At 32.6% G+C, this 21,639-nt stretch carries 15 protein-coding genes and 7 pseudogenes; 4 read left to right on the forward strand and 18 right to left on the reverse strand.

Annotated elements, in window-relative coordinates; translation table 11 throughout:
• The first annotated feature begins 13 nt into the window (after positions 1-13).
• Complete coding sequence (locus OPR44_RS03690) at positions 14-1,318, forward strand: UDP-glucose dehydrogenase family protein (protein ID WP_265015368.1); 1,305 nt, start codon at positions 14-16, stop codon at positions 1,316-1,318.
• 16 nt (positions 1,319-1,334) lie between these two features.
• Here the strand turns inward: OPR44_RS03690 and OPR44_RS03695 are convergent, their stop codons facing one another.
• From OPR44_RS03695 to OPR44_RS08855, 18 genes and pseudogenes are all read right to left on the reverse strand, one after another.
• On the reverse strand, positions 1,335-1,862 hold the full coding sequence (locus OPR44_RS03695) for an MFS transporter (RefSeq protein WP_265015369.1): 528 nt from the start codon (positions 1,860-1,862) through the stop codon (positions 1,335-1,337).
• 117 nt (positions 1,863-1,979) lie between these two features.
• Positions 1,980-2,480, reverse strand: a complete 501-nt coding sequence (locus OPR44_RS03700) for an MFS transporter (protein ID WP_265015370.1) — start codon at positions 2,478-2,480, stop codon at positions 1,980-1,982.
• A gap of 140 nt (positions 2,481-2,620) precedes the next feature.
• A complete protein-coding gene (locus tag OPR44_RS03705) occupies positions 2,621-3,664 on the reverse strand; it encodes a threonine aldolase family protein (RefSeq protein WP_211908064.1) in 1,044 nt (347 codons plus the stop codon).
• Positions 3,661-4,712: pseudogene (locus OPR44_RS03710) on the reverse strand (threonine aldolase family protein). Before OPR44_RS03710 ends, OPR44_RS03705 begins: the two are co-directional and overlap by 4 nt.
• A gap of 1 nt (position 4,713) precedes the next feature.
• A pseudogene (locus tag OPR44_RS08665) lies at positions 4,714-6,489 on the reverse strand (ABC transporter ATP-binding protein).
• The gene (locus tag OPR44_RS03725; protein WP_320157111.1) at positions 6,490-7,479 is read right to left on the reverse strand and encodes a phytanoyl-CoA dioxygenase family protein; all 990 of its coding nucleotides are present in this window, start codon (positions 7,477-7,479) and stop codon (positions 6,490-6,492) included.
• A gap of 4 nt (positions 7,480-7,483) precedes the next feature.
• Positions 7,484-9,160 carry a WG repeat-containing protein gene (locus tag OPR44_RS03730; RefSeq protein WP_265015375.1) on the reverse strand — a complete coding sequence of 559 codons (1,677 nt, stop codon included), beginning with the start codon at positions 9,158-9,160 and terminating at the stop codon, positions 7,484-7,486.
• Positions 9,121-11,447, reverse strand: a pseudogene (locus OPR44_RS03740) (glycosyltransferase). Before OPR44_RS03740 ends, OPR44_RS03730 begins: the two are co-directional and overlap by 40 nt.
• On the reverse strand, positions 11,404-11,778 hold the full coding sequence (locus OPR44_RS03745) for a Rossmann-fold NAD(P)-binding domain-containing protein (protein ID WP_265015378.1): 375 nt from the start codon (positions 11,776-11,778) through the stop codon (positions 11,404-11,406). The pseudogene OPR44_RS03740 and the gene OPR44_RS03745 overlap by 44 nt, the downstream one beginning before the upstream one ends.
• Before the next feature lie 18 nt (positions 11,779-11,796).
• A pseudogene (locus OPR44_RS03750) lies at positions 11,797-11,955 on the reverse strand (NAD-dependent epimerase/dehydratase family protein); the annotation flags it as partial.
• Positions 11,940-12,356 (reverse strand): SDR family oxidoreductase, encoded by a 417-nt coding sequence (locus OPR44_RS03755; RefSeq protein WP_265015379.1) that lies wholly within the window; start codon positions 12,354-12,356, stop codon positions 11,940-11,942. The gene OPR44_RS03755 and the pseudogene OPR44_RS03750, both read right to left, overlap by 16 nt.
• A gap of 125 nt (positions 12,357-12,481) precedes the next feature.
• Positions 12,482-13,231 carry an NTP transferase domain-containing protein gene (locus OPR44_RS03760; RefSeq protein ID WP_262986641.1) on the reverse strand — a complete coding sequence of 250 codons (750 nt, stop codon included), beginning with the start codon at positions 13,229-13,231 and terminating at the stop codon, positions 12,482-12,484.
• Positions 13,232-13,773: 542 nt separating this feature from the next.
• Positions 13,774-14,451, reverse strand: a complete 678-nt coding sequence (locus tag OPR44_RS03765) for a hypothetical protein (RefSeq protein ID WP_265015380.1) — start codon at positions 14,449-14,451, stop codon at positions 13,774-13,776.
• Complete coding sequence (locus OPR44_RS03770; protein ID WP_265015381.1) at positions 14,382-15,887, reverse strand: AAA family ATPase; 1,506 nt, start codon at positions 15,885-15,887, stop codon at positions 14,382-14,384. The genes OPR44_RS03765 and OPR44_RS03770 overlap by 70 nt, the downstream gene beginning before the upstream one ends.
• A gap of 2,257 nt (positions 15,888-18,144) precedes the next feature.
• Positions 18,145-18,297 (reverse strand): hypothetical protein, encoded by a 153-nt coding sequence (locus OPR44_RS08840; protein WP_264376392.1) that lies wholly within the window; start codon positions 18,295-18,297, stop codon positions 18,145-18,147.
• On the reverse strand, positions 18,284-18,529 hold the full coding sequence (locus OPR44_RS08845; protein WP_264376393.1) for a virulence RhuM family protein: 246 nt from the start codon (positions 18,527-18,529) through the stop codon (positions 18,284-18,286). The genes OPR44_RS08840 and OPR44_RS08845 overlap by 14 nt, the downstream gene beginning before the upstream one ends.
• Before the next feature lie 16 nt (positions 18,530-18,545).
• Positions 18,546-18,915: pseudogene (gene rhuM, locus OPR44_RS08850) on the reverse strand (RhuM family protein).
• On the reverse strand, positions 18,857-19,138 hold the full coding sequence (locus tag OPR44_RS08855) for a hypothetical protein (protein WP_264376396.1): 282 nt from the start codon (positions 19,136-19,138) through the stop codon (positions 18,857-18,859). The pseudogene rhuM and the gene OPR44_RS08855 overlap by 59 nt, the downstream one beginning before the upstream one ends.
• A gap of 241 nt (positions 19,139-19,379) precedes the next feature.
• On the opposite strand from OPR44_RS08855, the gene OPR44_RS03800 reads away from it, so the two are divergent.
• The 3 genes and pseudogenes from OPR44_RS03800 to OPR44_RS03810 all read left to right on the forward strand — a co-directional run bounded on the left by OPR44_RS03800 (position 19,380) and on the right by OPR44_RS03810 (position 21,633).
• Complete coding sequence (locus OPR44_RS03800; RefSeq protein ID WP_264376397.1) at positions 19,380-19,817, forward strand: RuvC family protein; 438 nt, start codon at positions 19,380-19,382, stop codon at positions 19,815-19,817.
• A gap of 114 nt (positions 19,818-19,931) precedes the next feature.
• Positions 19,932-21,163 (forward strand): annotated as a pseudogene (locus tag OPR44_RS03805) (DNA modification methylase).
• Positions 21,160-21,633, forward strand: a pseudogene (locus OPR44_RS03810) (hypothetical protein). The pseudogenes OPR44_RS03805 and OPR44_RS03810 overlap by 4 nt, the downstream one beginning before the upstream one ends.
• Positions 21,634-21,639: the final 6 nt, after the last annotated feature.

Here is a 21,639-nt window from a genome sequence, read left to right on the forward strand (position 1 = left end):
AGGTGATAATAAAATGCACATAACTATTATAGGAGTAGGGTATGTAGGCTTAGTATCTGGTACAATGTTATCGGAGCAGGGCCATAAAGTTGATTGCATTGACATAAATACTGAGAAGATTGAACTTTTGAAATCAGGGAAAATTCCCTTATATGAACCTGGATTAGCAGATTATTTAGAGAATAATATAAAGTCACAAAGGATAAGATTTTTTGATTCGTATTCTCAAATAAATCCCAATACAGAAGTAGTATTTGTAACTGTAGATACTCCATCAGACTCCCTAGGAAATGCAAATTTAAAGAATGTATATAATGCAGTAAGTGAAGTTTCTGAGAGAGTTAATCAAGATTGCTTAATAGTGATAAAGTCAACTGTTCCTCCTGGTACTGCAGAAAATATACATAATTATTTATCTAATAAGGGCTATAACTTTGATTTAGGAGTTAATCCAGAGTTTCTCAAGCAAGGCTCTGCAGTATCAGATTTTTTATACCCAGATAGGATAATAATAGGAGTAAAAACTAAGCTAGCTAGGGCAAAACTAGAAGTTATATATAGATCATTTATAGATAAGAATATTCCGTTAATAGTCACTGATACAGTTACTGCTGAAATGATTAAATATGCTTCTAATGCCTTTCTAGCAACAAAGGTTGCTTTTATCAATGAGATGGCAGGTTTATGTGAGCTATTAGGAGCAGACATTGACCTTTTAGCTAACAGTATGGGAATGGACCATAGAATAGGTAAGGAATTTCTCAAAGCTGGTCCAGGATTTGGAGGATCATGTTTTCCTAAGGATTTGTCAGCTTTATTAAGGCTTGCTGAAGACTACAATGTTAAGCTACAAATTTTAAATTCAGTTAAAGAATCTAACTATAATCATATAACAAACATTGCTAAAAAGGTAGAATATGTATTAAATGGAGTCAAAAATAAAAAAATAGCAATATGGGGGCTAACTTTTAAGTCTGGTACTGATGATGTAAGAAATAGCCCAGCTATAGATATTGCAAAATTGTTAGTGAATAACAAGGCTAAAATTACTGCATATGATCCAATGGGGATGGATAATGCTAGGCAAGTTCTAAAGGATATAGAGTACGCAGACAATGCTATAGGGGCTGCAAGAGACGCGGAAGCCTTATTATTAACGGAGTGGAAAGAATTTAAAAATCAAGATTTTGCAAGTTTAAAGAGTATTATGGCTGCACCTAATGTTTTTGATTTCCGTAATTTATTAGATAGCGAGCTATTACTAAGATATGGTTACCATGTTTATTCCTTGGGTAAAAAATCTATCTACAAAGTTTAACTGTTGAGAAATTTTTTTACACCGCTTTACTTAGTTTTTTTAGATCTTTGCTTGATAGTATGGAAAAGCAAACGAGTTCAACAACAGAGCAAATGGAAAAAAATGAAAACATAATACTGTTACCACAGTGCTTAACAAGTACTCCTAAGAGCACGCATGAAAATATTGAACTTGCAATATACCCAAATAATCCTGTTAAGCTTACAATTGCACACACATTATTTTGTGGAGCAATTTCTACAGCTATAACACCTGTCAGTACTTGCACTCCAAATATAAAGAATCCTGATAAGATTGCACCAAGGTTCATAAGAATTATGTTTTGACCAAAGTTCATTGCAATAAAAGTGAGTGCTATACCCAACATGTAAAGTAATGCCAGCAAGCTTCTATTTTGAAAGAAGTACATATCACTAATTCTTCCTGTGATTAAAGTTCCAAGGATTCCACCTAAATCATATACGCCTGTTATTAGTGAGGATTGTACAAGAGAAATTTGTAATTTATCCATTAAAATTATAGGAAACCAAAAAAAGATTCCCATTTTTATAATATAAGCACAAAAAGTAGCACAACATAGAAACCATATGGAACTTGTTACCTTGATACCTATTTGAGATTTCTGCACCTTATAATAGGTAGTAAAGTTGGCACTTTCTTTTTAATATGCTTTTAATATTGTATAAATTCCAAAAAGTAAGCATAAGAGACCAGAGTACAAAAATGCACTTTTTGCATCATATATTTTAATTATACTTGGTAATACAATTAAAGTAATACAAGAACCAAGTTGCTGAGATGAGCTCATAACTCCCCATGATGATGCAATTGAAGAGATGCTAGAGTTTGTAACCATAAACTTGGTAATAGCTGGCCAACCTAACCCTTGTGTCCAAGCTAATAATATTAATGTTAACAGTAATAAAGTTAGATTATTATATGATGAAGTTATACCAATGGTTAATAATCCAGTTGCAATATTGCATAGCCCAAACATAAATAATGGATTATTTTTGGAGTCCATGATTATTCCATTAACAAATTTTGATACTACATAAAAAAAAGAAAAGCAGGCAAAAAAATAGCTTAATTTTACATGGTCAGTATCTATTAACAGTGGTAGAGCAATTGGTATACTTTGTCTTGATAAATAAAGCAGCATATATCCACAGAAGAATAGTAAATATTGAAAGAAGACAAAGTTCACACCTATTCCCAAATAGCTCTATGCAGATGCTAGCATAATACTATATTGGTATAATATTGTTTGACAAGAAGTTTGCAAACAATTAGTGCAGAAAATTACTTACTTAGTATCTTTCTTATAGCAGATACAGTAGTATTAATATCTTCATAGCTTATATCTCTATGTGTTATAGCTCTGATTTTACCTTTGATGTTAGCCATTCTAATTCCATAATTTGTCATTAGTACGTTTATTAATTCTTGAGTAGATATACAATTAGTATGTAATGAAAAATACGCTATATTAGTTTTATACAGGTCGATATCAATTATAACTTGATCTATAGAGCCTAGGCCTTCTATAAGGTGCTGCATTTTTTTATGATCTTCTTCTAAAGAATTTACATTATTATGTAGAGCATATAAACATGCAGCTGAAATAATGCCAGCTTGGTGCATACCTCCGCCAATTTGAAACTTATAGTACCAAGCTTTTTCAATAAAATCTTCACTTCCAAGCAATATTGCGCCCATTGGAGCACCTAATCCTTTACTAAAATCAATAAATATCGAATCAAAATAACTTGCATACTCTTTTGGAGATATTTTAGTATGAGCACAAGCGTTGAACAGTCTTGCTCCATCTAAATGAGTGAATACGTCATTCTCTTTGCAGAGACTTGAGATCTCTTGAATATATTCTAAAGGCCACACAGCTCCACCACCAAAATTTGTCGTTTGTTCGATAGAAACAAGCCCAACTCTCGGAATATTTCTTAAACTAGGACGAGTAATAAACTCAACAATTTGTTCTCCAGTAAATATTCCTCTCGTACCTTTGATGGGCAAAGGAGTGGCATGTGCCTGGGCTGCGATCAAGCCAGATTGTACTATGAGTGGATGTGAAGTTTCATCAAGCAGCAAGTAATCACCAGGTCTTTGAATGTGTACTTTATAAGCAATTACATTGGACATCGTTCCTGAAATCAAAAAGATTCCTGCAGGTTTACCTAATATTTTACATGCGGTTGCCACTAATTCGTTTACAGTTGGATCTTCACATGCAGCTTCGTTTCCAACTTTTGCTTTAGCCATCGCTTCCCTCATTTTAGCTGAAGGGTCAGTGTTTGAATCGCTAAAGAAATCTATTTTTATTCTCATATTAAATTTAACACAACCTCCTTTATAATTTCAGCAGCTTTCATGATTTCTGTTTCCTTTGTGCCAAGATGGGTAACTGCTCTTATATGAGACTCGAGCCAAGGAAAAAGCAATAAACCATAAGCTTGGCACTTACTCAAGAAAACCTCATTAGAGTTACATTTAGTGCTTTTATACTGAAGCTTACTATATTAGTTTCTGGATAAGGTAGTACCAGTTTTATGTGTGGAATTTCTTTAATCTTATCTGCAAACAATTTAGCGAGCTTATTATCTTCTTTAAGCCTAGAGATATTATTCTGTAGTACGTATTTTGCTGCATTAGCACAATACCCTATCTGATGATAACCACTACCTAGCCAAACCTGTAGCTTTTTAGCCCTTTCAATTATCTCTCTTTTACCCATAAGCATTGAACCAAAAGGAGCGCCAAGTCCTTTAGTAAAAGAAAAGCTCATTGTATCCACATATTTAGCATAATCTGCTAAAGCAATATTTGTTTCGATATGAGCATTAAATATTCTTGCACCGTCTAAATGAAGATTTACATTGTGAGCTTTTAAAAAGTGATATAACTCGACTTGTTTTTCAAAAGGATAAATTTTACCATTAAACCCATTTATACTATTTTCTATAGAAACAAGACTCACCTGAGCAAAAATTTTATACCTCGGCTTAGAATTAATAGCATATTCTACTTCATCAACATCTAAGATTCCGCTATTATTTCTAATACAATTAAATACGATATTATTTACTTTTGCATTGCCTGCGCTATCGAAAAAATTAACGTGGTAATTATAATGAGTTATTAGTTCATCACCAGGACTTGTTTGACTGGCAATGGCTAATCTATTTGCAAGCATACCGCTGGTTACAAATAATGCTTCTTCTACTTTGAATAATTGTTTGCAATATTCTGATAAGTCATTACAGCTTTTGTCTTCACCATAAGCAAAATCTCCAACAGTTGCATTACTTATTGCATGTATAACGTTGGAGCCCTGCAGAGTTGTAGTGTCACTTCTCAGATCAATAATTTTTTCCATCTTATTTTTTGCCATTCAAACAACCAATTTGAGCATTCCAAAGTTCCTTGTAAAGACCTTGCTTATAAACTAATTCAGCATGTTTACCATCTTGGACAATTTTTCCTTTGTTAAATACTAGAATTCGGTCCATGTGTAAAAGTGTAGAAATACGGTGTGCTATAGTAATCGTAGTTTTATTTTTCATCAATTTGAATAAACTCATTTGAATTGTTTTTTCTGTTATAGAATCTAACTGACTAGTTGGTTCATCGAGAAATAATATTGGAGCGTTTTTTAAAAATGCCCTGGCTATTATTATTCTTTGTCTTTCTCCTCCAGATAGCTTGATGCCTTTTTCTCCGACTGTAGTTCCATATTGATCTGGTAGAGTCATAATGAAATCGTGAATACCAGCCAGCTTTGCAGCTCTCATTATTTCTTCGATAGTAGATTGAAGTCTACCATATATGATATTTGCTAAAATAGTATCATGAAATAACAATGGGTCTTGAGGTATTACAGATATTTGTTGCCTCAAAGAACTCTGTGTAACTTCTGATACTATTTGATTATCAATCTGTATATTACCTTTTTTAACATCAAATAGCCTTAGAATTAAGTTTATAAAAGTAGATTTACCACCTCCAGAATAACCAACTAGACCTACCTTTTCGCAAGGATTAATGGTAACTGAGAAATCTTGAAATAATGGCTCCTGACCTTCATAAGAAAAAGAAACATTGTTAAACGTTATTCTTCCACTTAATAAATTTAATTCTTTAGCATTTTCCTTATCTTGAATTTCTGGTACAGTAGTCAAGATTGGCAATGCATCTGAAACTTTGCCGAAATGAGTAGAAAATTGGGTAAGATTCCTAGTTAGATGGTTAAGAAACTCTATAATCGATATATTAATTCCAAGTACAAGAGCAATATCTCCTATTGCAATTTTGTTCAATTGATAGTCATAAATTAAAAAGTACAAGTTTACTGCTTGGAGTATATCAAATGAATAGCCATATATAAACCAAAGACAAAAGTATGCCCATTGTAATTTTCTCTCTGCAATAGTTCTTTTCTTGCATATTTAAAAAAATTTGTGTCTCTCATGTGCTTGCTGAGAAAATAGCCTTACTGATATAACATTTAAAATACTATCTGCTATACTAGCTATTACTTGTGAATTTTGTTTAGAGTAATTATCAGCTAGTTCAGTAAGTACACGAAAGCTGAAAATCGATACTAAAATAAAAATGCTTACCCAAGTGAATGTGGCGATTGCAAATTTTATGTTTACTAATGATAAGGTATAAATAGCTAAGACTAATGCTATGCTGTAACCGAAAAAACAATCTATAAGCAATCTTATTAACTCTATCACACTATCCATTAAGTTACTGGCCTTATGTACTAAACTTCCGGATAAATTGTTCTGATAATAGGAATGGTCTTGTTGGAGTAGCCTACAAAAAGACATATCAGCTATTTTTTGACGCATTAAGGTAAACATTCGAATGTCAACAAAATAGCCATAGAATCTAAAAGCAGTAGTGATAAGTAATGCCATACCAAGATAAGCGCTTACAGGTAATAAAAGATTTTCAATTACATTACCTTCCTGATATTTTACAGCTGTATCTAGAATATTTTTTACTAAATACTTTCTAAAAGACAAATCAACAGCTACCACCAGAGCAACTAAAGACATTATAAGTACATTAAGCTTGAATTTAGATACTATATTCAAGATGAACATCAATACACATTTGAAGCTATCAACTCTACTTCTGTTCATTTACAATGCTAGCTCCACTACGTTGACTTTTTTATTGAGAAATACAAGTAGTGAAAACCATAAATTTTTGTATATTTTTCCTGAGATGTCTCCAGCATCATGTAGTTCTGATGCTTGATTTAGAATAAGCAGCTTATATAAATCTCGCTTAGCCTCAGTAGTGTCGATCTCAGAAATATTTGTAGTTGTATCTGTAATAAAGGCTAACCAGCTCTTGATAAGTTCTTCCATGTTTTTTGCTTTTATACTTTCCTGGTAGCCAAACAATGACAAGCATTCTCTCAGTATAGATTCTGTTAACTCACCACAATTGAGTATACCAAAAACTGAAGGCTGAGGTTTTGGCACATAGGGAAGGTCTTGATCTTTTATAATCCACCTTGTTACATAAGCAAATCTATCTTTAGCATCTGTATTCTTATCACTACCATGCCATAACCGTGAATCAAAAACTATCGCATCTCCTGCTGAAATAGGTAGTGACTTAATTTTGTAATTTTCTCGGTTGTTTGAGTACTGATCAAAAAAATATGGGTACCAAAAATCAACTAAAGGCTGTATTTCCCATTTATGACTGTTTTCTATAATTTGTAGTGCACCTGAAGTTTCACTTACATTATTCAAAGCTAACCAAACGGAAAAGTGGTAAGGATCATTGAAACTATAGGAGATGTCTTGGTGAAAGGGAACTGCATCTATTAAATCAGCAGTTTTACATATAACATTTGATTTTTTCTGCAGTATCTGACACTGAAGTGACTTTTTAAGGTAATTTTTAATAATTTTATCTAATGCTTGAGATATAATTCTAGTTACTTGAGATAACATGCCCCATCTGCCGGTACAGTTTAAGTAGTCAGAAGTTGAAACACTTATTTCTTGGGATAGCTTTGATATCTTATTTGTTATATCACTTAAAGACTGAATTATTAGCTCTAAAGGAACCAGATTTTTGATAATAAAAAAAACATTTTTTTGTAATGTTTCCATGTGATTAACATCTGACATCAATAACTGATAAGTAATCTGTTAAAGGTAAAACAGCAAAAATTTTGAATCCTTTTACTTGTTTGAGTATTTTTTCCCAATCGTTTAATGTTCTTAGTTTACCTCCTGTTTCAACCATGACATTAATATCTACAGAGCCTCCAGTTGGAGAGCGGTAATCTAAAATAGTTTCTATCAATAAAATACGAGATATTCCTTTGACCAATTTTAAATAAGACAATACTTTATCATCATCATAGTGCTGTAGAAAGCGGCAAAAGACACCTAATTCATAATTTGTAACTGATAGTTCTTCCTGAGTTATAAGTTTGACTTTTAAATTTTCTACTAACTGTCTTGGTACTTTATGTTCGTTATATAGGCCTATAGAACCTTTATTGTGTATATCAGAATAAGCAAGAAATAAAGAGTGTACACCAAATAGCAATATATTCTTAGCATCATCTATATTAATTCTAGAATTAAACTCTTTAGTATCAAACCTAGAATATCCTAGTAATGCTTGGTAAAATGCTATTTTCTTATCTTCTGATGCTTCTCTTTCCTTAAAAGATTCAAATGAAGAGATAGACTTCTGTTTTAGTATATCGGCCATCTTTAACCAATTCTTTTCAGCGGCAACTCTTGCCCACATTGTTGCTGCTTTTGGCAAAAATGGTATTTCCTTAAAACACTTACCTTTTGATGATAGTTTCCATAAGTCCTCGTCCTTATCGTAATCAATAAACCCTATTTCCCACAACGCCCTTAACAGCCTTTCTAGATTTGGTACGATAATGTTTAACTTTTTAGATAAAAACGGCACAGTTGCAGGTAAAATATTTAACAAATCAAGTTCAATAGCAACGCTTGTTAGGTAAGTTTTCCAAAAGGCTGAAAGTTCTGCAGAAATCCTATGCACTTGAGATTCTTTACCTAAATCAAAAATACTAAACTTTACATTTCCGGTAATATCGATTTGTCCTAACACACCTTCAAAAGTTTCAACTTTTGCCATCCCATTATAAAATGCTTCTACCATTTTAAATCTCTGCTGGTAAACAGGATCACCATTAATATCTATATGAAACCAACCATGTTGATCTTCTGCAATAGAATACCCTTTATGAAAAACATTAAGTTTTTTATACCATTTATTATGTACTAACTTTCCATGATGATTAATATGTGTAGCTTTACCATCCTTATAGACTACAGCGATACCATCCTTAAAATCTCCAACATAATCATATTCCTCCTGATAAATCCTGTTGCCATTTAAATTAATATGAAAACATTTATCATGTCTTCTAACTACACAAATATCTTCCTGATAATTTCCAATCCATTGATACGACTGTTTGTATACTCTACATCCAGATGAATCAATATGGTAACACCCTGTATCATCTTCTACGGCCGCTCTATTAAAGTAGAATCCAAAAGTTTTTAGAAATCTATGATGATAAACTGCTTCTCCTCTTACATTGATATGATAAGCACCTGTCTGATCATAAACCGGTGCAAGACCGGGCTCATGAAATTTACCAACCTTTATAAACCTATCTTCATACAAAGGATTTCCTAGTAATTCGTAAAAACTCTCACACGGTGAAATTTTAATAGATTTAAGATTATCTTTGATTAATTGATCAAAGGTTTTCTCATGTTGCATGTTTTGCATAATTTGTAATTTAAATAATTCTTTTGTAAGCTTAGGTACTCACTACTCTGCCATATTTCCTCGAGTTTAACCTCATTAACATTACCAAAATTTCCTAATGTCTTACGGAGTTCATCTGGAGCACAGCAAGGACTAAACTTTCCTTCATTGTTTATCCATGCTTCTTTACCTAAAAATGGGCATTGACCACCTGGAGCCAAATCCTTAATACCTTTTTGAGAAAGAATTGTAAAATTTTCTAATTTTATCTTTTTACCATTTGGTAATAGCATATTATCTCTAAGCTCATATAACCTTCTCACCTCTGTATTCCATCTACTAATTGCTAACTCATCTCTTCTCATAGATAGATCCTTAATTTCCTAAAAATGGCCCAAAGATGATGTCCTTTAACTCTATCTATGCCGTTTTTTATGGCCATCTTAACTATGTCATAGAGTTCATGTAAATTACTTTCCAAAAATGTTAATTGTAAAGTAACGGTACACCTTTCACCTGTATCGCCAAAGTATTTATCTCTAACTTCAAGGAAAGTTTTTAAATTTTCTGTCACTACTTCCCATTTTGAACCTTTCATGATTCTTTCATGAGTTTCTTTAGTTGCCTCATTCCAGGAAATCTTAACATCAGATAAAATTGGTACCAATAGTTCAGCCCATTTTCTAGCTCCTTTAATGGGAAAAGAACCATTGGTTGTGAGGTTAAGCTTAAGGCCGAACTCATGGCACAAATTGATTATTTCATCAAAGCTTTTATACATTAAAGGCTCACCCATAGTAGAAGGAATGATTTCCCTTAAAGGTGTGCCAGCTGCTTCCTTAATTACTTTTCTGATAGTTTCTATCGACAGTATCTTAGGTTTTATTCCTTTAGCTTTCTTTTCTTCTTTAACTTTGCTGTATGGTGAAAAACATTCGCACATTATACAAGCAAAATTACAGTAATCTGGATTAGTATCAAAAGTAATTCTCCAAGGACCGGGTTTAACAGCTACTGATTTGCCTTTCTTTTCAATAGCATTACGGTAAATCTTGTTAAGTTTCTCAATATGCTCACTCATAGAAGGTATATTTCCATTTTTAGTATAAGGATAGCCTTTTTGGGTAAGTTTATTGTATAACTCCTGATTTGTAGATAGGACTTGCATTTTTTCTGACAAACTACTTGCATCTCTGTGCTTAAATAATAGTCCATCTCTTACATATTCTGCCATACCACCATAATCGGCTGTTATAACTGGTATTCTAAGTTGCTGTGCTTCATGTATTACTAACGGTGAATTTTCACCCCAAATTGAAGGAACGACTATTGCATCAACTTTATTAAATACGTCAGTAACTATATTCTTATTATCATAACTTCCCATCCACTCTATTCTTTCTTTAACAACAGGTGAAAACTGATCGGCAATCGCTTTTAAAGCTTTAGTTTCTTCTCTTGCTGCTCCCCAAATTCTAAGTTTTGCTTTAGATGATAAGTGAGAAAAAGCTTTCAATAATAGATCAACACCTTTTTCGGGAGTATGAGTACCAATATAACCGAAAATAAACTCTTTTTCTTGTACTCTATTTCTATTCTTAAGACGATTGAGATCAAAACCATAATCAAGATAAGAAATTTTGTTTATCGGAACATAAAAATCCTGAGTAAATTTATCCATCAAGAATTTCGATGGGGAAATAAAGTAATCTATATAGTCTATTATTTTCCTTGTGTGCTTCATTCTAGTTGCAACCCATTGTTCCCAATAATTTAGGTCTGAATTCAGGAATTCTTCATCTCCTGTAAAATATCCCTTGTAACATTGGGTTGCACATTTTTGATCCTTTTGTCCATCACAAAGCTGTAATAAATCTTCAGAATTGCGTTGAATAAACCTTCCTCTTGGACACATTAACCAAAAGTCATGTAGCGTAAAAATTGTAGGTATATTTTCTTTAAAAGCAATTTCTGGTAAAGTAATTGATAGATGATTAAGATGACCAAAATGTATAAGATCTGGCTGAAAGTTATCTATTACTCTTTTAAATTTTATATCTACTTCTTCATTAATAAATGAATAATGATATTTAGCTATGGGTATATTAATTAAATGCAGTAAGATTCGAGAATCACTACGATCTAGGACTGTAGTGTAATAAAAATCAGGTAAAAAGCTATTTTCATACCTAGTAAATACTTGTACCTCATTGTTATTTGCTAGTTCATGAGCAAGAGTTTGGCTGTAAACCTCTGAACCAGCGCTATAATAAGGAGGGTAACCATGAATAACTTTTAATATTTTCATATATTACCATATCTATATTGTTAGGATACTCTTGTATATTGTTTTGTAGACTTTTTATAAAATTGCTTAATCCTACTTCTAATGAATGCTTTGGAGACCAACTAAGTAGCTCTTTAGCTCTAGTAAAATCACCATGGAACTTAGTTACGTCAAAATTTCTTGGAGGATAAAAATCAATTCTAGAATCACTTTTCGTGACTTTTAATATTGTTTTTGCTAAGTTTTCTAAAGTACATGGGCTATTAGTAGTAAGATGAATAGCAGGAAGAGAAGATTTTTCACTTTGTAAATATTTAACAGTTAAGCATATACCCTCTATAACATCATCCAAGTAGGTAAAATCAAAAACACATTCTTTACCTTCTATTTTAATTGGATCACCTCTTAATGCATTAATACAGAGTGCGGGAATTACTCTACTGTTATGATCTAGTAAACCACCGTATACATTTGAAAAGCGTAATATTGCTACATTAAAATCTTTTAAACTTGTTATTTGCTTCTCAATAAATGCTTTACCTTTGCATAATTATTTATTGGATCGATACTAGCAGATTCTGTAACCGGCAGTTCCTTCTGCTCTCCATAGACTTCCCTACTACTTGCATATATAAACCATGGTTTATTTGGAAGTGACTTACATAACCCTAAAAACTGCATTGTACCATCAACATTAATTTTTTTACACAGTTCAGGATAAAGTTCACCATGTATAACTCGAGAAATTGCAGCCAGATGAATAATTCCTGTACACTTAGCAAGTAGTGGTACTATATCTTCTAAAAAAAAACTGAGTGGATTGTTGCGAAACCTAATATCACAGCTTATTACTTCATGGCCCTGGTTTTCTAACTTTTTCACCAAGGTTGACCCTATCAAACCTGCAGCACCTGTTATTAATATCCCCATGTATACCCTCTCACTACAAATAGGAAAATTTGTCGTACCAATTATCTTACAAGTAAGAATCAAAAGGTATTATAAAACCAGTATAAAACAAATGTCAACTTAAATTAATGAATAAAAAAATGTAGTTATGAAAGAAAAGTTGGCTGCCTTCTTTCTTGAAAATAGTGTTCGGCTTTAATCAAATCCTCTTTATTATTTACTCCCATTGCTTCTCTTTCATCAGAAACTACATAACCTACACTCAAGTTATTGTTTGCTGCAATGGGCACTATATCATTAAGACAATATTCATTGGTCGAATTATTGAATTTTATTTCTTTTACTAAGGTAAAGAGATCTTTAGCATATAAAGCCATTATTCCAGAGTTTGCAAGAAGCATTTTATCTCCATTTTTTAGGATTTTTTGAACATTTCCGTAATTATCAATTACTAATCTTCCATATTGTTCATCTTGACTATTGAATCCAAGAAGAACTAAATTATTATACTTTAAACAATCAGTCATTTTCATAACTGTATCGCTAGATATAAAAGGAGTGTCTCCATACTGTATTAAAACTATGTCTTGATCAGATAACTCCTCCAGATTTTCTAGAGCAATTTTAACTGCAGTGCCAGTGCCTGTAATATCTTCTTGAATTATTAGTTTTATATTGTATTGATCGATTATACTTTTTAGAGTATCAAAGTTTTCTAAATCTTTTAGAAGGGAGTTGTTAACAACAATTGATAAGCTTTTTAGACTCAGCGATTTTGCATTAGAAATTATATGTTCTAAAAGAGTAAGATTTCCCACTTGGTGCAACGCTTTTGGATATTCAGAATTCATTCTACTGCTCTTTCCTGCTGCTAATATTATCAAAATTTTACTCATACATAATTCAGGAATTGATTAGGTAGTAAGTTAATTTATAATTAGTAAGATGTAAAGTCCACTTTGATTTTCTAGAGGAAAATAACTACCATCGAACAGACAAAATTCGTTAAATTAGCATCTGTAGTAATTCTTAAGTAAAATTTTAGAAAGAGACGCCCCATAGTTATAATTGAGTGTGTGCTACTTTCAAGTATGGTTTTTATTGATGAAACCTCTTAGACCACTCTGTTTGAAATAAGGTAACTACTGCTTAATTCACCAAAAAGCCTGTAATTAAGTTCTAAAGCGAGTGTGTCCAACCCAATCGATTGTATCTCTTTAGCGTCTGTAATGCCCTTTAAAATTTGAATAAAATGTACTTATACTAATTCTATTAGTATAAAATAAACTTGCACATGATTTTATCGTCATTTTTATTCATTGTAAAGAAAATTTTGTATGAAGGTTTTTTAGAAAACTCACTTGCCCCTCTTAAATGCTCTCAACATCCTAAAATTTTGAATAAAAGTAATTGCTATTTTTAGAAACTTTTTGAAAAATCACCACAAAACATCTAAATCTTTAATAGGCAAGACCGCACCATTTGCTTGTAGATAGTAATGTGTTGGCTTTATTAACTTGTGCTCTACTTTATCTCCTACTGAAACTTTAAATTCCATATCCTGCACACAAAGAAATCCATATTTAGAATTGGTCCCATATCCTGCAGCATTACGAAAGAATTTAATCTGTCCAAGAGTTGCAAGATTATTTATTCTTTCTCTAATATTGCGCTCACTGCCAAGCCCCTCTTCTCCTTCAAAACGCTTTGCAAATTGTCCAGCAGTATAAATATTACCTTGATATGCGCTACTGCGAATTAAATTCAAGATAACCTCATGTTTTCTCATCCGTTCTAAATCCAACTTTTTACTATATTGATCTCTGATTATTGGTTCTGAATTTAAAACTGAATTGTCATGTACAAATGCCCCATTTTTCCAGTAAAGTGTCATTTGCCCGTTATTGCACTGCGAATAGTTAGATTTTTTGCGCGATAAAATTCTCTCATCAGGAGAAGCATTAGCTTTATCTGGTCTAGTCAAATACCAACGAGACCTTACTGTATTATTCCATGCTGTTGAACCGCCTGTGCCAGTTTTACGTATTATTCCCGCATCAGAAGGGTGGCAAGTAATAAAACAGCTCCTTTTATTGCTTGAGCTATTCGACCACAACAACCTTGAATAAATTGTCTCACATGAGAACGGTCGTTTTCATTTCCTCCAAATAGGTCTGCTGCTGTATCTAATATCACAAGCTTCGGCTGAAACGATTCAATATCCTCAAGTAACTCTTGAAAGTACGTAGTTAATTGACCAGTATCTTTGTTATTAAAAACCATAAGTTGATTATTGTGCCCTGCTCGTGACCATAAGCCAACATTATCCTGAAAATCAGAAGATTCCATACCTGATTGATAAAATTCATTTATTGCGCATTGCCGACGCCAAAGTTCTTCTTCATCATCTTCACAGAACACACCATATGTCTTTATTTTTTCCAGATCTATTCCAAGCCAAGGTTTACCAAAAGCAGCGGCTGTCATTAATTGTTGAGCAAGGAGAGATTTTCCAACACCACCATCACCATAAAGAGCTGTAACACTTCCTACAGGGAGCCAATCCTTAATAACCCACTTTCTTTCTGGAGGGATATTGGTCCAAACTGTAGTATCAATTCTTTTTGACTTTCTTGAAGAATAAGGGCTTTTGTTGTTAAGGATAAATTCTTCAACGTTCATTCCTTCTAGCACACTATCTGCAGCATCCCAAGATTTTGGCTTATCTTGAGGAATCTTGAGAATAGAAAGTGATGCAACTCCAAAACCAGAAAGCTTTTTTGCGGCTTCTTGAGCATAATCTTTTCCAGGATCATCGTTATCTGGCCATATAATAATGTGTTTACCTTTAAGTGGAGTCCAATCAGTTTTCTCAATAGGTGCTTTTGCTCCAAACATTGCTGTTGTTGCAGTGATCCCTTGTTCTATGAGTAGCTCAGCACATTTTTCCCCTTCTACCAATATCACTCTATCAGATTTAGTGATGCCTGGAATGTTATACAGAGGCCTGATCTCAGGTGCAGTAAAGGTAGATTTTTTAGCATCAAATGGTTGATAACTTTTTCCTGAAGCAGTATCATAACGATATTTGCTGGCAATCAACTGATTATCCTGATCGAGATAGTCCCATTGAGTTATTCTCTTTTGCTCTTTAGTAGGTCGCTTGTTACATCCTATCCATTCACTTATCGAAGAAATTACTTCAACAAATTCTATTTTAGCGTTTTTCCCATGTGCAGCTGCCCAAAGATCAATAATGTCACCACCGTCCCCAGTTGCAAAATCAATCCATAATCCGACCTTGCCATACGCTAATTCAACTTTGAGGCTTTTGCCTTTATTACCTTGTACATCACCTATCTGAAATTTGTCACCATGAAAAGTTCCTCTTGGAAATAAATAAGAAAGGCATGATCTGATGTTTAATAATAGTTGTCTTTTTATTTCTTCTACATCAAATTGTTCTAATGGTTCTAAATGTGAGACAGCGTCGTTAAAATCATAATTTAAAGTATTTTTTTCTTTGACATCAGTTAAAAAATCTTGTACCATAGGTTGAAGCTCCTTTTAAAGTTAAGTGTTTGAAAGGTTTTTGAGCAAGGCTGTATTGGTTGCGGTCTTGTTCTCTTATCATGAAGTAAAAAATGTAGTAGGTGGTTCTCTTGGCAAAGCTTGAAAAATATATTAATAAGTGAAGGAAGTCAGTTCAGGTTTACAGTAAAGGTAAGATTGAAGGCTCTTAGAGTTTTCTTTCTTTTAAGACAAAATACTCTAATATAATTCTACAATATTTTCCTCACTATGTCAACTTCCTATTAAATAATCATAATGCTTCTATTTTGTCACATTGATATATTACATATTTATAGTATGTAATATATATTATATATAAGGAAATTTGCCATTTAACATTTTGGTTAAACCTCCACATATACGCAGCTTTGGAGCCGATTGGCAATTTTGCCAAATGAAATTTTATTTGCCATTTAAAATTCTCTTAAGGTATTGATTTTCTTATATTTCTCTTTGTAAGTTCATCTGGTTATTTGGTAGGTTTGCCAAATGATTTGCATTTTGAAGCTTACTTTAATAAGTAAATATACCTATATGCTAGAAAATTTATAACAGTTGCTTACTGCATAAACTAAGTTCACTTATTAACATAACTCAAGAGATGCTTATATTTCTGTACCATTGACTATAGTATACCGGATCCCTTATCGATCTTTCGGAAGTGAGGGAAATTTTTCCAAAACACGTTTACTCCTTATTATAAAAACATCTGACTTTAAACTTACACTATTTCCTTACTATATATGTTCACAAAAATTCTAAAAACTGTTCACTTTTTTAAAAAATTTTGCACAACTCCGCTTTCATACTCCACTAAATGACCTACTTTTCTAACGACTAAAAATGCAGTCCGAAATATGATTTGCTCTAAAAATTTTTCATTAAAATTACAAAAATGAACAGGTAACGCAAATTCTGTAAAGGACAATGGTGGTATTGAAAATTTAGCTCTGCTCTCAACTTACACTCCTCAAAAAAATTACAAAATTTAATTTCATTTTAACTTTAAACAAAAAGGCCACCTATAAGTTGCATCTGCATTATGTTGCAAAATATACTATACTTTCCTTATGAGACACTTACATAATCAAATAAGCTATCTACTACTTTTCTTCTCCTCCATAACAGATATATACTGTAAATGTGGTTTAAAATATGAATTGCTCTAAAATTTTTTTTATTACGATTTTTCTATTAAACTTTAATAGAGCTTAACGTGTTTACAATATACCCAGGTGAGAGATTTTTCGTCTATAAGAGGTAGCCGTAAAAATGCTATATTAGTAAAACTATTAATAATAATTATTTATGAATTAAGCACTTTAGATTCGAGATTATATAGACTTTTGGCAGTTTAAGCCATTTTAGATTGGAAAATGAAATCTCATTAAGCTGAGAAGTGGGCTACTGTAGGGGAGTTTAACATAATTTAAGGTTACAAGTCAAGCAAACTACTATAATATCATAAAAGGCTGTTCCTTGGCTGATTTTGAGTGTTTCTTAGTTTAGAGAAAAACCCTATTATTATAAATAATAAAAATAAGGTATATAATAATACCCTATTTATATTTTATATTTTTCATTCTTATTTATTCTTTAATTTTTTAACTCTTATAGATAGCTCTCTAAAAAAAGGATTTGAGACAGGAAACGTTAAATTCTTTTTAAAAAATTTTCTTTACAAGGCATAAAAACCGTGTTAAACTTATATGTAAGTTTCTTTCGTGATAGTAAGATTAATTAAAATACCTTTTAGTTGAGTTTAGAGTTGTTTTATAAGCGATCTTTAATCAGGGGAGTATTTTTTTGCTTAAAAGTTGTGGCTAGCTTTAAAACATAGGTTTTCTCCTTTAGTTATTAAATTTCTGCTTTGCTTATAATATAAATGTCCTAACAATTAAATTACAATATGTATTCCGTTCAAGATTTTAGCCAATTTATTGAGTATTCCGGAAAAAGAGGATATGATTTGTTTGTTCTTTAGGCATAGGTGTCTAAAATTACAGAAATGAATCATTTTTTTCTATTGAGCTTTTTCTGCATCTAAAACTTATGTACCGCTTTAAATGGAGACAAAGATCAAAATTTATTTATTTACGTCTCTAATTTTATCTCGTATAATGGAGACAAAGATTTATGTTTTCACTATTTATTGGCAGATAGGGCTTTCTAAAGGGTGGTTCACCCCCCCCTTGAAATTAAAACAAAAGCAAGATGTCAAACACAGATAGCTCAACTACAAGCTGGTTTTTGTTGTAGTTATTTTCTCACTTTCTTTACTTGCTTTAATTAATTCATCAAAGTCAGATTCATGTAATTTATCTTGTATAACTCTATACTTTTCGTATTCTCCTTCAGCTAGAGCTTTTGCAACTTCAGCACTCAGCATCTTTAAGTACTTCATAATCATTGAACAATAGAAATGCATCCAACTTTTCAACCCAATTCTGCATTTTCATTAGCCGATGCTTTCTTGCTTGAAGTTCTGCATAATCTAGATACATTGAGACAATGTGATTTAGTTCACTTAATTCTTTTTCAGTCAAGTAGTTTTTTGCAACACTTACATCACTCTTATGAATTTTATTACCTAGACCATCTTTCCAAGTAGTTAGTCCCATATGTGGTTTTTTATGATCAACTCGATAGCTCTGCTGCAGTCAAGCCGTAAATCGCCCAATATAATTTATTCTGTACTTTTGCATAAAATTGTTTTGTTATTTCTGAATTTGGATCATAGTCTGCAGAGCATTCAGCATAAATGTCGGTAATCTTCTGGTAAAACCTACGTTCGGATGCTCCTGATTTTTTCAAGTAATTCATTGAAGTAGTCTTTGCCAAACTTTAGGCCGTTTTTTAGCCGTTCGCTATCTAATGCAAATCCTTTGATGATGAAATCTCTCAAAATTTTTGTAGCCCATACTCTGAAAGATGTAGCCTTTTTAGAATTAACTCGATAACCAATAGCTATCCAAATTATAAAATTGTGTAGGGTACTGTTTACCATCTTCAGCAGTATTCCGGGAAATCCGGATAACTGAATCTTTATCTAACTCTTGACTAGCAAATATGTTCTGTAAATGCTCACTAATTGTTCTAATATTAACATCAAACAACTCCGCCATTCTTTTTTGTGTAAGCCAAATGTTTTCATCTCGATACAAAACATCAATTCTCACGTCTCCATCTGGAGTTGTATATAATAAAATTTCGTTTTCATTTATTATCATATCTACTCTACCTTACTTCAAGTAGCATATAGGTTATTTGTAAAAAAGACAAGCAACTGTAAAACTCTAAAAATAGAGAACTATCTACTTTATTCTTTAGCTGGTGAGCAGTTTTGAAATTATTTTAACTTTTTTTTTAGAAAATCCCGGAAAAAGTAGTAAGAAATCCGGTATATATATAATAGAAGGGCATTGTTTCAACGAGGTTAGTTTACCTCTATACGCTTCAAACACAAAGAAAATGTCAATCCTAACACTCGACCTTGGCAAGCAAACGGGCTGGGCAATTCTAACAGATGGAATAATTGAAAGTGGAAGCAAAGGCTTTCATGGTAGTCGTTTCAGTGGAGGCGGTATGTGCTTCTTAAATTTTCGTAATTGGCTTAATTCTTTGAAAGACATTTCTGCAGTGTATTTTGAGGAAGTAAGAAGACATCTAGGAACTGATGCAGCTCATTGCTATGGTGGTTTTCTTGCAGTGCTGTCTGCTTGGTGTGAAGAACATCACGTACCATACAAAGGTGTTAATGTTAAAACTATAAAACGCTTTATAGCAGGCAAAGGTAATGCAAGTAAGAGTGAAGTTATTGAAGCGATACGTGAAAAAAGTTTTTCACCTAGAGATGATAATCAAGCAGATGCTTTAGCTTTGATGTTCTATGTTATGGAAAGATATTAATAAGCTCATAAAAAGTAGGTCCTTTCGGCCATAATGGCGGGTTTGGTGGTGCTGACCCCAGGCCTTTTCTAGTGTCAGAGATATTTTAAATATTAACTTTTTAATTATTAAGATATGAATTTAGCAATCCACTACTATCCTGTTGAAAACCTCGTCGAATATAAGCGTAATCCTCGTAAAAATGATGACGTAGTAAACAGAATGTGTGCTTCAATCAGGGAATTCGGCTTTCGTATACCAATAGTTGCAAAAAGCGATGGCACTGTGGTTGATGGTCATTTAAGACTTAAAGCAGCAAGAAAACTTGGTATGGAAAGTATTCCAGTAGTCCTCAGTGATAATTTAAATGAACCACAAACTAAAGCTTTTCGACTACTTGCTAATCAATCAGCTAACTGGGCAAAGTGGGATGATGAGCTTTTAAAAGTGGAAATTCAAGAGTTAGAAGATTTACAGTTTGATCTTAAAATGACTGGATTTGAATTAGAAAAAGTTCAAAACTTTCTTGATGATTTAGACAGTGAAAAAGAAGATCTTTCTGACTTAGTTGTTGATGACAAAAAAGTAGAAATAACAAAACCAGGGGATTTATGGATTTTAGGTGATCATCGAATCTATTGTGGTGATAGCTCTTTAGTTGAATCATATAAAGCGGTATTAGACAATAAAATGGCAGATATTACCGTATGTGATCCTCCATATAACGTTGATTACGGTAGCAGTCAGGAAAGAGAAGATAAAAAAATACTAAACGATAATCAAGGTGAAAAGTACGAACTTTTTCTCTACTACATCTGTTCCAATATTTTAGCATATACGAAAGGAGCAATTTACATCTGCATATCATCATCAGAGTTTTCGACGTTGCAAAAAGCATTTGAAGAAGCAGGTGGTCGTTGGTCAACATTTATCATTTGGGCAAAGAATCACTTTACGCTAGGAAGATCAGATTATCAAAGACAATACGAAGCAATGCTCTATGGATGGAAAAGCGGCAATAAACGTGAGTGGCATGGAGGAAGAAATCAAAGTGATCTGTGGTTTTATGATAAGCCAATACATAACTCACTACATCCAACGATGAAGCCAGTAGAGCTAATGGAGAGAGCAATAGTAAACAGCAGTAGATCTGGAGACATAGTACTTGATCCATTAGCGGTTCTGGCAGCACACTGATTGCATGTGAGAGAACAGGAAGAATTTGTAGAACAATAGAGCTAGATTCAAAGTTTGTAGATGTAACGATAAAACGTTAGCAAGTGTATACAGGCAGGGAGGCAATTCTTTCTGGTGCTGGTAAAACTTTTCAAGAGATTCAAGAAGAAAAAAAGGAGCAAAAAAAGTGAAATTAATAACACAAACAGAATGGGCAAGAGAACAAGGATTTTTAAAGCAATATGTCTGTTATTTAGTAAAAAAAGGAATAGTTGAGTTGGAGGATGGTTTGATAATAGAGAACAAGCAAATGAAGCAGTAGCAGCAATAAGAGATCCAAGTCAACCATTGAGAAGAAAAAACTATTCAGAAAACGGAGAAAAACTTTCCACGATGTTGCTTAAAACTCGAATCAAAAATGAAATGGAACGTGGTAAACTGCTTGAGGCAAGGCAAAAGCTGAGATTGGTGAACTTGTAGCAGTAGAAGAAGTAAAAAGTGAAGCATTTAACGTAGCAAGAGTTGTCCGTAATAATTTGCTTAATATTCCAAATAGAGTTTCAGCACTACTTGCATCACTGAGTGATACTGAAAAGATTCATATGGCCTAACTGAAGAGATTACAAACTCGCTTGAAGAATTATCTAACACTAAATTTTAAATATAA

This window comes from Wolbachia endosymbiont (group B) of Camptogramma bilineatum (genome assembly GCF_947251825.1).
Taxonomy (GTDB): domain Bacteria; phylum Pseudomonadota; class Alphaproteobacteria; order Rickettsiales; family Anaplasmataceae; genus Wolbachia.

Excerpts from the sequence above, each read along its gene's own strand:
- OPR44_RS08845 (WP_264376393.1), bottom strand. The coding sequence starts at position 18,529 with ATGGGACTAACTACTTGGAAAGATGGTCTAGGTAATAAAATTCATAAG.
- OPR44_RS03760 (WP_262986641.1), bottom strand. The coding sequence starts at position 13,231 with ATGAGTAAAATTTTGATAATATTAGCAGCAGGAAAGAGCAGTAGAATG.
- OPR44_RS03690 (WP_265015368.1), top strand. The coding sequence starts at position 14 with ATGCACATAACTATTATAGGAGTAGGGTATGTAGGCTTAGTATCTGGT.
- OPR44_RS03730 (WP_265015375.1), bottom strand. The coding sequence starts at position 9,160 with ATGCAAAACATGCAACATGAGAAAACCTTTGATCAATTAATCAAAGAT.
- OPR44_RS08840 (WP_264376392.1), bottom strand. The coding sequence starts at position 18,297 with ATGCTGAGTGCTGAAGTTGCAAAAGCTCTAGCTGAAGGAGAATACGAA.
- OPR44_RS03755 (WP_265015379.1), bottom strand. The coding sequence starts at position 12,356 with ATGGGGATATTAATAACAGGTGCTGCAGGTTTGATAGGGTCAACCTTG.
- OPR44_RS03705 (WP_211908064.1), bottom strand. The coding sequence starts at position 3,664 with ATGAGAATAAAAATAGATTTCTTTAGCGATTCAAACACTGACCCTTCA.
- OPR44_RS03695 (WP_265015369.1), bottom strand. The coding sequence starts at position 1,862 with ATGGGAATCTTTTTTTGGTTTCCTATAATTTTAATGGATAAATTACAA.
- OPR44_RS08855 (WP_264376396.1), bottom strand. The coding sequence starts at position 19,138 with ATGATAATAAATGAAAACGAAATTTTATTATATACAACTCCAGATGGA.
- OPR44_RS03725 (WP_320157111.1), bottom strand. The coding sequence starts at position 7,479 with ATGGAAACATTACAAAAAAATGTTTTTTTTATTATCAAAAATCTGGTT.
- OPR44_RS03770 (WP_265015381.1), bottom strand. The coding sequence starts at position 15,887 with ATGGTACAAGATTTTTTAACTGATGTCAAAGAAAAAAATACTTTAAAT.
- OPR44_RS03800 (WP_264376397.1), top strand. The coding sequence starts at position 19,380 with ATGTCAATCCTAACACTCGACCTTGGCAAGCAAACGGGCTGGGCAATT.
- OPR44_RS03700 (WP_265015370.1), bottom strand. The coding sequence starts at position 2,480 with ATGCTGCTTTATTTATCAAGACAAAGTATACCAATTGCTCTACCACTG.